This is a genomic window from Xanthomonas sp. NCPPB 3218 (assembly GCF_056725185.1).
In genome coordinates this window covers 3,048,936-3,062,315 of the sequence record NZ_CM161516.1, presented here as the reverse complement: position 1 = coordinate 3,062,315, position 13,380 = coordinate 3,048,936, and the positions used below count along the sequence as shown (strand labels likewise).

At 65.4% G+C, this 13,380-nt stretch carries 6 protein-coding genes; 5 read left to right on the top strand and 1 reads right to left on the bottom strand.

Going from position 1 to position 13,380, the window contains the following annotated elements; all coding sequences use genetic code 11:
- Window positions 1–109: 109 nt before the first annotated feature.
- Entirely contained in the window at window positions 110–406 is a 297-nt protein-coding gene (locus AC1PLS_RS12600) for a flagellar basal body rod protein FlgC (RefSeq protein ID WP_024940013.1), read from the top strand.
- 644 nt (window positions 407–1,050) lie between these two features.
- Here AC1PLS_RS12600 and AC1PLS_RS12595 read toward each other — a convergent pair.
- Window positions 1,051–2,217: a DUF5694 domain-containing protein gene (locus tag AC1PLS_RS12595; protein WP_481103750.1), complete on the bottom strand. Its 1,167-nt coding sequence runs from the start codon at window positions 2,215–2,217 to the stop codon at window positions 1,051–1,053.
- A 279-nt stretch (window positions 2,218–2,496) separates the two neighbouring features.
- Between AC1PLS_RS12595 and AC1PLS_RS12590 the strand changes: the two genes are divergently transcribed.
- The 4 genes from AC1PLS_RS12590 (at window position 2,497) to AC1PLS_RS12575 (ending at window position 13,282) form a co-directional block, all read left to right on the top strand.
- Window positions 2,497–4,854 carry a glucosidase family protein gene (locus tag AC1PLS_RS12590; protein ID WP_481103749.1) on the top strand — a complete coding sequence of 786 codons (2,358 nt, stop codon included), beginning with the start codon at window positions 2,497–2,499 and terminating at the stop codon, window positions 4,852–4,854.
- 59 nt (window positions 4,855–4,913) lie between these two features.
- On the top strand, window positions 4,914–7,274 hold the full coding sequence (locus tag AC1PLS_RS12585) for a S9 family peptidase (protein WP_481103748.1): 2,361 nt from the start codon (window positions 4,914–4,916) through the stop codon (window positions 7,272–7,274).
- Window positions 7,275–7,860: 586 nt separating this feature from the next.
- The gene (locus AC1PLS_RS12580) at window positions 7,861–10,758 is read left to right on the top strand and encodes a TonB-dependent receptor domain-containing protein (protein WP_481103747.1); all 2,898 of its coding nucleotides are present in this window, start codon (window positions 7,861–7,863) and stop codon (window positions 10,756–10,758) included.
- Window positions 10,759–10,906: 148 nt separating this feature from the next.
- Window positions 10,907–13,282, top strand: coding sequence for a beta-L-arabinofuranosidase domain-containing protein (locus tag AC1PLS_RS12575; RefSeq protein WP_481103746.1), 2,376 nt, complete (start codon window positions 10,907–10,909; stop codon window positions 13,280–13,282).
- Window positions 13,283–13,380 lie beyond the last annotated feature (98 nt).

Below are 13,380 nucleotides of genomic sequence, written 5' to 3'. Positions count from 1 at the left end.
GGTGGGCGTAAGAACAACAGCAGTGCGGCGCGATCGCCGGCAACGATTGTGTTGATTGGTTGGTAAACAAACGTCATTGGTTATTTCTCTGTTCTGCACCGGAGCCATCATGAGCATCAGTAGCATCGCCAGTTCCGGAATGCAGGTCGCCGCACTGCGCCAGCAGGTGGCCGCCAGCAATGTGGCGCGTCAGCCGGTGGACGGCAGTCCGCGTCAGGCCGTTGCAGCCAGCACGCAGCTCAATGGTGGAGTGGCAGCCAGCGTGGTCGACGCCAACGCCGATCCATCGGCACCGGCCACCGATCTGGTCGAAGGGCTCTCGGCACGCAACGACTTCCAGGCCAACGCCACTGCGCTGCGGCGCTCCGACGAGATGCTGGGTAGCTTGCTGGATGTGCTGAGCTGAGAGCCTGGATTGACGAAGGCCGGTTGTCGATCTAGTGCATTAGGTGCGCGGCCTTCGCCTTGATGCCGCATCTGGCTGCACCTGAAACCGGATACGTTCAGCATTTTGTGGAGTCAGCGAATTGATGGCTGCTGCTTATGCCGGTATCGATAACTGCAGTTGTCTTGTCTGCGGGTGTTAGGACCGTGCGGGCAGCTCGCAAGCGTAGAGCGGCCGATCTGTTACCTGGCTGCCGGGCCCTTGCCCGCCCACCATCGCGGGACACGCCGTGAATCCGTCCATGGAGGCTCTTACGCGGCATCCATGCCGCGTAAGGTCCCGCGACGGTAGGCGGGCAAGGACCAGTCGAGATGGTCGGCGCGCAAGGTCGCGAGCAGAACATGATGTGTGTTGTTTGGATAGCGTCGCCTCCGATCAGCCTTCTAATGCACCCGAGCAACAAGCAGATTTTTGCCAAATCACCGACCAACTCTCTGATGCGGTGTCCTCGCCGGTTGCGGGACCGTATGGCGGCATGGATGCCGCCGCCGAGCCGCCAGGGAAGGATTTACGGCGTGTCCCACGAGCGGCGAAGGCACCGCGCCCTCGGCCAATCAGGCTTTTGACTTAGAGCGTCACGCTGAGGCCGTTGTACTCACTGCCGCTCACTTTCCGTCGGCACCCAACACCTGCGCCGCATCCACGATATCCACGCCCTGCAGCTGTCCCAACCAGTTGTCGAACCAGGGCTTGTGCATGGCACCGACCACTGCCAGCACCTTCGCACCGGGTTGTTCGGCAAAGCTGGCACGTACATTGGAAACCATGCGCAGGTTGCGGATCTCCCAGCCGGACACGTAGCGATAGCCGTAGCGCTGCGGCGAACCCTCGCTCAGTGCGGCGCGAAAATCCACCGCGATGGCCAGCTGCTGGCTGGCCGGCAGGTTGATCGCGCGATAGAGCTCCAGCAACCTGCCTTGACTTGCCAGCTGGTCCTCGCGCTCACGCATGGCGCGCGCCCGCGGCGCGGCCTTGTCCCAGGCGGCCTGGATCGCCTTGCCGTACGCCGCCGGGTCGGCCAGGTCCACGTTGTCGCCGGTGTGATCGTCGGCCGGATGGACGCGCTGCAGGCCAAGGCGTGCAGCCAGTCGCGCGGCGATCTGGTAACTCTCATTGGGGCGCTGTTCCATGCTGCGCAGTCGCGCCACCAGCGCCGCATCCAGGCCATCGCCGCTGCGCTGTTCGGCCGGCGCAAGCTGCAGCCATTGCACCAGCGCAGATGGTGGCTCGCCCGAGGCCAGAAACAGCGCAGCCAGGTGCCGACGCTGTGCCGGTGTGGGCGCGCTGGGCAAGCTGCGGAGCGCTGCACGGACCTGGCCGAGAGCGGTGGGAACGTCCAGCCCGGTGGCACGCGCTGCCTCGCTGGTGTCGGGGCAATAGGTCGTGGTGTCCTCGGGCAGATACACCGCCGGATGGCGCCGCATCAGGTCGCAGGTTTCGCCCGACAGGTCCTCTGTGGTGATGATGGTCGGCGCGTACGCGGCCAGCCGGTCCATCAGCGGTTGCAGGCGTGCTGCACCGATATCGCTGTCCTTGGGCAACTGCGACAGATGCACGCTGCCAAGCACCAGCACCTGGGTGCGTGGCGCGGCCATCTCGGCATCCAGTTGCGACAGATCCACCTGCGCCTGCGCGATGCAGGGCGCGATCAAGGCCAGCCACAGCCAGCAATGCGCCGGACGTTGCAACCGCCTGGCGGACGCGCTGCCGGCATCGAAAAATCGCGCTGCGGAGCGGGCAATGTGCGCAATGCGCGGTAGGGATGGCTGCATGACGGTCCTTGTGGGTGGGCTTGGGTTGCGTGGCGCTCTGGCGACGATGTCGCCTGCGTCTGTGCAGCCAGTGTGGCTGCCACCGCAGATGCCGGCGTGGCCAGAAAGTCACGTGGCTAAATGGCAGGGGGCGGCAACTGGGCGCTGCGCCGTTGCTGCGATGGCAGCGCAGCAACAGCTGCTTGTGTGCGGATTTCCGCATACGTGCCAGACAGCTGCCACAAGACGCAAGCCGCGCCGTCGCGCAGGATGTGGATGAGATCAACCGAGGGCGCGACGATGGACCGCAGAAGCTTTTTGCGTCAGGGCATGGCGGCAACCGCGGCGGTAGGCGCAGGTGCCGCGCTCGCGCTGCCGGGCACGTCGCACACCCCGGCGCCGTTGCCGCCACCGGCGCTGCCGCGTCTTGAGGCGCTGCCGTCGGCCGCGCATGTGGGCAGCAAGCTGTGCAGTTTTGAACACCTGCAGCAGCAGTGGACCGTCTACGAGCACCTCGACAACCCGCAGGGCCAGCTGACGCTGTGGACCGACAGCGGCATGCTGCGCCTGGACAAACGCACCGAGCCGGCCTATCCCGCCGAGGGCAAGCCGTACTTCGGGATGTCGCTGACCGAGGTGGCGATGGCCGAGGCGGATCTGCTCGCCGACCGCCTGCTGCGCGATGGCGACCCGGACGAGGCGCAGGTGCGCGATGTCGCGCCGCCGCCGGCCTCGCTGCTCGACCCCAAGGACAATGGTGGCCGCTGGCCGTGGACCACCTTCGTCGGCACGCGCGAAAGCCTGGACACCATGCCGATCCTGCCCAACGGCCGCAGCCGCACCTCGCGGCCGGAACACGCCTTCGCCGAGTTGGGCGAAGAGGCGTTGATCAAACGGCGCGAGGAAGGCCTGCTGGGTGGCTGGATGCCGGCGGTACGCAAGGTGATGCGGCACGAAGGCGAGGCCGATAGCTGGTACGACGTGCTGGTGTTCGCCGATGTGCGTGCCAGCGATCGCTTCGTGGTGCAGACCTGGCATCGCACGATGCAGGTGCGCGGCGGCGAGATCGTCGGCGTGCATTACACCCACAGCTATCCCGCGTTTGCACCGTCGCGCAAGCCGGCCACGGCTGAGCAGTTCTACGCGGGATTGATCGATTTCGCCGCGTATTGGCAGCAGGCCCTGGACGGCACGGTGCAGGCGCAGCTGCCCGATGCCAGCTGGAACGACATGGCGCAGTTCGCCTTCGCGCGCGAACTGGTGGTGCGCCCCGGTGGGGACTATCCGAAGTACGGTGCGGTGGAGCGCGACTACTACGGCAACGAGTACGACGGTTTCCAGGACACTTTCACCAGCTCGTTCTACGCCAACCTGGAATGGGGCCGCTTCGCGCAGGCCGCTGCGGTACTGGACAACTACTTCGACGACTTCGTGCAGGACGATGGCCTGCCGAACATGCGCGGGCCGGAGGTCGGGCAGTTCGGGCTGACCCTGTCGCTGCTGGCGCGCTATCTGCGCTATACCGGCGATGCGGCACGGCTGCGCCGCCTGCTGCCCAAGATCGCCGCCACCGCGCAGCTGCTGTGCGAGCTGCACGACCAGGCGCTGGCATTACCGCGCAATGCGCATGGCCATGGCCTGCTGCACGGCTGGAACGAATCCGATGCCTGCCTGTTTCCCGATCCGTCGCTGTGGTGGAAACCGTATTACGCCAATAGCGCGCTGACGATACGCGGCTGGGAAGACATCGCCCAGGTCTGGAGCACGCTCGGTGGCGATGCCGGTCTGGCCACGCAATGGCAGCATCGCGCCAGGCAGTTGCGCGCACGGCTGGAGGCCAGCCTGCGTGCCAACGTGCGCCGCGATCTGTCGCCGCCGTATATCGGCCCGTTGCCGGGCACCAAACTCACGTTTCGCCAATCGCTGTTGCAGGAAAAGCCCAGCGAGCAGCAATGGCCGCACCGCGCGTATGCGGAATTGCTGCAGGCCGATGTGCTGCCCGACGACCTGGCCAACCTGGTGATCGATTGCCTGCGCGGCCATGGCGGTACCAGCATCGGCGTGGTGGCCAACATCGCACCACCGGAGCCGGGCAGCCGCGATCTGCTCGGCTTCATTTCCTACGGCTATGCGCAACAGCTGCTGCGGCTGGATCGCATCGAAGAGTATCTGTTGTTCGTCTATGCGCACCGCTACCAGGTGCATACGCGCGGCAGCTGGACCGCCGGCGAGGTCAGCGGCATCACCGGTGGCATGCCGCTGTTCTGCATCCCCGCGCAGATGACCATCCCGTTGCTGCTGCGCTGGATGCTGGTCAGCGACAACAGCGCAGGCGAGCAGTTGTTCCTTGCGCGTGCGCTGCCGCGCGCATGGCTGGGCAGTGGCGCTGCGATCGGCATCACCGCGGCGCCCACACGCTGGGGCAAGCTCACGCTGACCTTGCGCGCCGACGTGGCGGCACGCCGCATCGATGCCGAGGTGCAACTGCCGGAACGGTCACCCAGGCACACCTGGCTGAGCTTGCGTGTGCCCAAGGGCAGCATGCTCACCCGCGTGCTTGTCGACGGCAAACCGGCACGTGCGCAAGGCCCGCATGCCGATCGTGTGGCATTGCCCGGCAGCACAGCGGCGGTGAAGGTGCAGGCCTGGTACGGGTGATGGCCCATTGGCGCGATGACCGTGCCGACCACGACCACACCATCTCCGCGGATAAACGCATGAAGCCACTGCTGCATCACACCCAGACCTCCAGGCGGCATAGCGTCGCAGCATGGTGCCTGAGCATCGCACTCTGGACGCTCTCGGCAAGCACAGCGGCTGCATCCGTAGCAACCACGCCCGTGCCCACGCCCACACCGGCGCAGTATGCGCAGGCGATCGGTCTGGCCGATCACTATGCGTCGCTGGTCGACAGGCAACCGACGGCGCCGGTATGGATCGATGCGGGGCATTTCCTGTATCGGCGTGCCGTGGCACGTGCCGATCAGGCGCCGGCCATCGAGTACCGCCTGGTGGATGCGGGCAGCGGCCGCAACACGCTGGCCTTCGATCATGCGCGGCTGGCGGCGGCCCTGACCCAGGCCGGTGCGCAAGCCATCGACGCCACGCAACTGCAGCTGGAGGAACCCACCCTGGAGCAGCAGTGCCTGGGCTTCCAGCTGGCGAAGCTGGGCTGGCAGTGCGATCTGGCCCGCTATCGCTGCGCGCATGTGCCCGAACGCGACGTGCAGGCCGAGTCGATGGACATGCGCCTGCCGCTCAAGCAGGGCGAGCGGCAGGCCAAGCTATCGCCGGATGGCCGCTGGCGCGCCTGGGTGGAGCAGGCCAATCTGGTGATCGCGCCGGTCGGTGGTGGCGAGCGCAGTGTGCTCAGCCGCGATGGCAGTGCCGATGACTACTACGCACTCGACAGCGTGGTGTGGTCGCCGGACTCGCAGCATCTGGCTGCGTATCGGGTCAAGGCGCCGCCGCCGCGCATGGTCTATTACATCGAATCGGCGCCGGCCGATCAGTTGCAGCCGAAGTTGCACCAGCAGGTCTATCCCAAGCCCGGCGATGCCTTGCCGGTGATGCAGCCGGTGTTGTTCGACATCGCCACGCGCGCCGCGCATTCGGTGGCGATGACGCTGCTGCCCAATGCTTTCAGCCTGAGCGAGATGGTCTGGTGGAAGGACAGCCGCGGGCTCACCTTCGAATACAACGCGCGCGGGCACCAGCTGTATCGGGTCATCGAAGTGGACGCACGCACGGCTGTCGCGCGCACCCTGATCGAAGAGACCTCGCCCACCTTCATCGAATACTCCGAACTCAGCGGAACGCACGAGGACGGCGGCAAGCATGCGCGGCGTGATCTGGCCGACGGCGCGCAGATCCTGTGGGCCTCCGAGCGCGATGGCTGGGAGCACGTGTATCTGTACGACGGCCACAGCGGTGCGGTGATCCGCCAGGTCACGCAGGGCGACTGGGTGGTGCGCAAGCTCGACTACCTCGACGAGGGCGCAGGCCAGCTGTATTTCACCGCCTCCGGCATGCAGCCCGGCGAGGACCCGTATTACCGCCATGCCTATCGCATCGGTCTGGACGGCACCGGGCTCACTGCATTGACGCCGGCAGCCGCCGATCACCAGGTGAGTTATTCGCCGGACGGCAAATGGTATCTGGACCTGTACTCGCGCGTGGACCTGGGCCCGGTGCTGGAGCTGCGGCGCAGCGCCGACGGCAGCCTGGCACGCACGGTGGAGCGCACCGACCTGAGCCGTCTGCAGGCTGCCGGCTGGCAGCCACCGTTGCCGTTCCACACCACCGGCCGCGACGGCAAGACCGAGATCTGGGGCGTGATCCAGCGCCCCACGCAGATGCAGCCACAGCAGCGTTACCGAGTGATCGAATACATCTACGCCGGCCCGCAGGGGTCCTTCGTGCCCAAGACGTTCACCACCCGCATGTCAGCGCTGACCGCACTGGGATTTGCGGTCGCGCAGATCGATGGCATGGGCACCAACAATCGCTCGCGCGCGTTCCACGATGTGGCCTGGCGCAACCTCAAGGATGCGGGCCTGCCGGATCGCATCGCCTGGCACAAGGCCGTTGCCGCACGGTACCCGTGGTACGTCATCGACGGCGGCGTCGGTGTGTACGGCACCTCGGCCGGTGGCCAGAACGCCTTGGGTGCGCTGCTGTTCCATCCGGAATTCTATGTGGCAGGCGTGGCCAATTCCGGTTGCCACGACAACCGCATGGACAAGATCTGGTGGAACGAGCAATGGATGGGCTGGCCGGTCGGGCCGTGGTACGCCGAATCGTCGAACGTGGAAAACGCTGCGCGTCTGCAAGGACACCTGCTGCTGGTCACCGGCGACATGGACATGAATGTCGATCCGGCCAGCACCTTGCAGGTGGCCGATCGGCTGATCAAGGCGGGTAAGGATTTCGATCTGCTGGTGGTGCCCGGCGGCGATCACGGCGCCGGTGGCGAGTACGGCAAGCGCCGCCTGCTGGATTTCTTCCTGCGCTGGATGCAGCAGGCGCCAACACCGGACTGGAACCACGACCAGCCTGCGACGACGCAGGCGCCGTGATTCCGTAAGGCCAGGTCTGCCGGCCGACCGTTTGACTGCAGTGCCTAGACCACAGCCGCTGAAACAGGGCGGGCAGGGCAGTGCACGCTGATTGCCGTCACCGCGCTGCTGCATGCATGCGCAGTGCTCGATTTCTAGATCGACTTTCATCGCACATGGTTGCAGGCGATACATCGCCTCGGGTGTCCCGTCCATCGCTTTAGGCTTGGTGCCCAGCTGCAGACGTTGCTGCAGAGTGCAACGTCAAGGCAGGCTGGTTCATTTGCGAACCATGCAGTTTTCCGCACGCGCTGTCGCCAAATGCGACAAGACGTAGCGCGTGCGCACAGGCACATTGTGACCAGCTGATGAAACTGGAGCGCATGGGCGCCTCCGGTGCGGAACCAACACCCTTTTTGACAACACGCGCTGCTGCGTGACCCTGCGTGGTCATGCGCGTCGCAGGTTGTCTGCATGTCTGCAGCACAGCGCTGGCGAGAAGTTTCGCTGCGTGCGCGTCTGCCATCCATCTTGCCCTGCGCTGGTGTCCGCCGGCACGGGTGTGTGTTGCCCATCGTTTGTCTGCCATACGAATCAGGAGCCTTGCATGCCGATGCCGCTGTTGCCTTTCTCCCGGACCTCCGGCACGCCCACGCGCCCGGTGCCGAGCATGCTCAGCACCGCATTGCTGCTGGCGCTGTCTGCAGGCGTCAGCGCACCGGTGTCTGCGCAGCAGGCCGGCGGCAGTAGTGACGCGCCGCAAACGCTGGACAGCGTGGTCGTCACCGGCTCGCGTCTGCGCCGCGTGGATACCGAAACCGCCAACCCGGTGGTCACGGTCAGCCAGGAACAGATCGCCGCGACCGGCAAGGCCACGGTCGGCGATCTGCTGCAGGAGCTGCCATCGATCGCCGGCAACGCCACCAATCCGTATACCAACAACGGCGGCGGCACCGGTGCGTCGGCCATTTCGCTGCGTGGTCTGGGCGACAAGCGCACCTTGGTGCTGGTCAACGGTATTCGTCTGGCCTACAACGACGTCAACGCGATTCCGTCCAGTATGATCGAGCGCATCGAAGTGCTCAGCGACGGTGCCTCCGCGGTGTATGGCTCCGACGCTATCGGTGGCGTGGTCAATTTCATCCTGCGCAGCCAGTTCGACGGTGTGCAGTTCAGCAGCGACTTCGGCACCAGCAGCGAAGGCGACGGCAACCGGCGCAACTTCACCCTGACCACCGGCAAGACCTGGGAGCGTGGCAGCCTGATCGGCGGCCTGTCGTACCACAACATCGATCCGGTCTCGGCAGCGGCGCGCGACTATTCCAAGGACGCGCTTGCGTTGACCAACGGGCAACCGGTGAAGCAGGGTTCGTCCGCAACGCCCACCGGCACCGTGAATTTCAACGATGGCTCGGATCAGTCCACGCAGCTTGCGCAAGCCAACGGCTGCGGGCGTGTCACCCTCAACAGCGGCGTGAGCGGTCGCGCCGGCCCGGGCGATTTCCACTGTTACAACGCCAGCGCCGACTCCTACAACTACCAGCCGTTCAACCTGTTGCAGACCCCGCAGAAGCGCACCAATGCGTTTTTGCTGGGCACCTATCGCTTCACTGACAACGTCGAGGGCTACGTCAACACCTGGTTCAGTAAAACCGAATCCGCCTCGATCATTGCGCCGATCCCGATCTTCGCCAACGGCGACAACATCCTGGTGTCGTCGCAGGGTTACTACAACCCGTTCGGCGTGAACTTCGGCACCGATCGCAGCACCGGCACCTCGTACAACGACCTCAACACGCGCGCCACCGTGCTGGGCAATCGCAGCTATCAATACAACACCTACAACTTCCAGATCAGCCCCGGTTTGCGCGGCCGCTTCGGCGACAGTTCCTGGCAGTGGGATGCCACCTTCAACTACGGCAAGGTCAAACAGAAGTCGATCAACAACGGCTTTCTGGACTATGCCGCGTTCAATCAGGCCATTGGCCCCTCGTTCCTGGACAGCGATGGCGTGGTCAAGTGCGGCAGCGCGGGCGCGGCGATCGCCGGCTGCACACCGCTGAACTTCTTCAACCTCAATGACAGCGCCAACCTGTCCGCGCTGCAGGGCATGGTGGTCAACCCCATCGTGACCAGCGTCTACACGGTCAAGCAATTCGAAGCCAATGCCAACGGCTCGCTGTTCGAACTGCCGGCCGGCACGGTCAGCCTGGCGACCGGCGTCTCCTATCGCAAAGAGCGTTCGACCACCGCCTCCGACCCGCTATGGACCGGCGATGAAGACGGCCTGTGCGGGGTGATCGAATTCTGTTCGTCCACCCTGGCCGGCAGTTTCGACGTCAAGGAGGCCTATGCCGAAGCGCTGTTTCCGCTACTGAAGGACTTGCCCGGCATCAACGCCTTGAATATCACGTTGGGCACGCGCTTTTCCGACTTCAGCTCGGTCGGCAGCAAGACCAACAGCAAGATGTCGCTGGAATATCGCCCGATCGAGAACCTGCTGATCCGTGGCACGGTGTCGGAGGTGTTTCGCGCGCCCAACATCAACGAGCTGTACGCCGGCGTGGCCGGCGATGCGGCCACCGTCAACGACCCATGCAATGGCTACACCGGTGGCAATAGCGTGGCCTGCGCCAATGTGCCCACCGACGGCAGCTACCAGCAATCCGATGGCCAGGTGTCGGGCAAGGTGTCCGGCGCAGCAGTGGCCGGGTACCAGCTCAAGCCGGAAACCGGCAAGTCCTACGACGTGGGACTGGTGTACGACCCGCAGTGGATCGATGGGCTGTCGCTGAGCGCGGACTGGTGGCGCATCGATCTGGAAGACACCATCACCACGGTGTCGGCGCAGACCGTGCTCAATCAATGCTTCGCCAACCCGGCCAGCTCCTTTTGCGCGTTGATCCATCGCAACGGCAACGGCACCATCAATTACATCGCCGAACCCACCGTCAACCTGGGCAAGCTGTGGGCCAAGGGCATGGACTTCAACCTGACCTACCGCGCGCCGCCCACCGCGTGGGGCAATCTTAGCGCCGGGCTCAACGGCACCTATCTCACCCGTTACGACGTGCTGCCCGATACCACCGACCCCAGCTCGGTCACCATCCACAACGTCGGCCGCTACACCCAGGCCTACGGCAACTTCCCGCGCTGGCGTGCGCTGGGCACGGTGAACTGGGCGTTGGACGACTGGAGCGCCACCTGGCGCATCCGCTACGTGGGGCACACCGCCATCGGCAATTCGGATCCGGACCAGAGCCTGTCGGCCGATTCCAGCGAGCCGATGGTGGTGCGCAAGATTGGCGCCTACGTCTACAACAACCTGCAGCTGGGCTACAACGTCGAACCGTGGCACACGCGCTTCGAAGTGGGCGTGGACAATATCGCCAACAAACAGCCGCCGTTGTATTACTCCAACAACGTCGGCAACGCCAATACCGATGTGGCCACCTACGATCTGCTCGGTCGGTTCTATTGGGCGCGTGCCACGGTGAAGTTCTGATCGGGCCGGTGTGTCGCGGTGGCGTGCGGCCAGATGCCATCGGTCGTGGGCGTCATGCGTATGCACGCGCGTGTTGTCGCGATTGCATAGGCGGTTGTTGCAACGGCGCGCGCGGTCTGCACGCGCCGACAGGAGCTAAGCTGAGCCCATGACCGAGACGTACCCGAGCGAGTTGCCCAACGACCATGCGCCGAGCCTGTCGCGGCGCCGTTTTCTGGCCTGGAGCAGCCTGGCGGTTGCGGCGGGTTTGCTGCGCTTCCCGGCCCAGGCCAGCGCCGCACAACCCGGCAGCGTCCGTGCAGTGCCGCTGGCGCAGGTGCGGCTCACGCCGTCGTTGTTCCTGGACGCGCTGCACACCAATCGACGTTATCTGATGCGGCTGGAGCCCGACCGGCTGTTGCACAACTTCGTGCTGTACGCCGGCCTCGATCCCAAGGCGCCTGCATACGGCGGCTGGGAGGCGGATACCATCGCCGGGCATACGCTCGGTCACTATCTCAGCGCATTGGCACTGATGCATGCGCAGACCGGCGATGCGCAATGCCGCACGCGCGCCGGGTACCTCGTCGCAGAGCTGGCACGCTGCCAGGCGCATGCAGGCGATGGCTACGTCGCCGGATTCACCCGCAAGACCGCCGCAGGGAAGATCGAAAGCGGCCGCGCGGTGTTCGATGAGCTCAGGCGCGGCAAGATCGACCCGGCGCCGTTCTACCTCAACGGCAGCTGGGCACCGCTGTACACCTGGCACAAGTTGTTTGCCGGCCTGCTCGACGTGCATGCGCATTGCGACAATGCGCAGGCGCTGCAGGTGGCGGTAAGCCTGGCCGGCTATCTGCAAGGCATCTTCGCCGCGCTCGACGACGCGCAGCTGCAGAAGGTGCTGTCGTGCGAATTCGGTGGCCTCAACGAATCCTTCGTCGAGCTGCATGTGCGGACCGGCGATGCGCAATGGCTGGCACTGGCGCAGCGCCTGCACCATCACGCCGTGCTCGATCCCTTGGTCGCCCAACGCGACGAGCTGGTCCATCAGCATTCCAACACCAACATCCCCAAGCTGATCGGCCTGGCACGCGAGTACGAAGTCACCGGCGATGCCGCGTCGGGCGCGGCCGCGCGCTTCTTCTGGCACACCGTCACCGACCACCACACCTACGTGATCGGCGGCAATGGCGACCGCGAGTACTTCCAGCAGCCGGACAGCATTTCGAAGTTTGTCACCGAGCAGACCTGCGAGCACTGCGCCAGCTACAACATGCTCAAGCTCACCCGGCACCTGTACCAATGGGGCCCGCAGGCCGAGTTCTTCGATTACTACGAGCGCACGCTGCTCAACCACGTGATGGCGCAGCAGCATCCGCGCACCGGCATGTTCACTTACATGACACCGATGCTGGCCGGCGAAGCGCGCGCCTGGTCGTCGCCGTTCGACGATTTCTGGTGCTGCGTCGGCAGCGGCATGGAGGCGCATGCCCAGTTCGGCGATTCCATCTACTGGCAGGACGGGCAGGGCGTTTACGTCAATCTCTACGTGCCCTCCAGCGTGCGCGATGCCGCCGGGCTGGACATGACCCTGCGCAGCACGATGCCGGAGCAGGGCAGCGCCTCGCTACGCATCGACGCCGCGCCGGCCGAGCAACGCACGCTCGCACTGCGCGTGCCCGGTTGGGCGCAGTCGCCGAAGTTGCAGCTCAACGGCCAGCCGGTCGATGCCACCGTCAACGAGGGCTACCTGCGCATCGCCCGCGTCTGGCGCGCCGGCGACACGCTCACGCTGTCGTTCGAGATGCCGCTGCGCCTGGAAGCCACGCCGGACGACCCGGCCTGGGTCTCGGTGCTGCGCGGGCCGCTGGTGCTGGCGGCCGACCTGGGCGATGCGGCAAAACCCTGGTCGGGCAAGACCCCGGCATTGATCGGCGGCGATGAGGTCTTGCAGCGCCTGCAGCCGGTGGTGGGCCAGCCCGCATTCGACTACCGCCACGGCGACCAGCTGTGGCGCTTCTCGCCGTTCTACGCGCAGTTCGATCGCCGCAGCGCGCCCTACCTGGAGCATCGCGACGCCGCTGCATGGCAGCAGCATCAAGCCGAGCAGGCCGCAGCAGACGCGAAACAACACGCGCTCGACACGCGCGCACTGGACCGCATTGCCCTGGGCGATGAAGCATCCGAAAAGGCTCATGGCCTGCACAGCGAAAGCTCCTACGCACTGAGCTACCGCCGCCGTGCCGGCCGCGATGCCCGCACCGGCGGCTTCATCGCCTTCACCCTGCGCAACACCGCGAAGGCCCGCATCCTGCGCCTGCGCTACTGGGGCGACGAAACCCGCCGCCGCTTCCGCATCTTCGCCGACGGCGAACTCATCGCCAACGAACGCCTGGACGGCAACCGCGGCCTGGACTTCGTCGATGTGGATTACGCATTGCCGGCAGCAGTGACGGGCCGCGCCAACTTGCAGATCCGTATCGAACCGGAAACCGGCTATTCGGCCGGGCCTGCGTTCGGGTGTTGGGTGTTGGAGTCGGCGTGAGTGCTGTCGCAGTAGATCGTCGATGACGTTGTCCGCGCCCTGATCGTAGCGCGCGCAGGCACCGGGCGTGCCCGACAGAAGAGAGACGCAAAAAAAAG

Bases quoted from the DNA above. Each gene is read 5' to 3' on its own strand.
- AC1PLS_RS12600 (WP_024940013.1), top strand. From the start codon at position 110: ATGAGCATCAGTAGCATCGCCAGTTCCGGAATGCAGGTCGCCGCACTG.
- AC1PLS_RS12595 (WP_481103750.1), bottom strand. From the start codon at position 2,217: ATGCAGCCATCCCTACCGCGCATTGCGCACATTGCCCGCTCCGCAGCG.
- AC1PLS_RS12590 (WP_481103749.1), top strand. From the start codon at position 2,497: ATGGACCGCAGAAGCTTTTTGCGTCAGGGCATGGCGGCAACCGCGGCG.
- AC1PLS_RS12585 (WP_481103748.1), top strand. From the start codon at position 4,914: ATGAAGCCACTGCTGCATCACACCCAGACCTCCAGGCGGCATAGCGTC.
- AC1PLS_RS12580 (WP_481103747.1), top strand. From the start codon at position 7,861: ATGCCGATGCCGCTGTTGCCTTTCTCCCGGACCTCCGGCACGCCCACG.
- AC1PLS_RS12575 (WP_481103746.1), top strand. From the start codon at position 10,907: ATGACCGAGACGTACCCGAGCGAGTTGCCCAACGACCATGCGCCGAGC.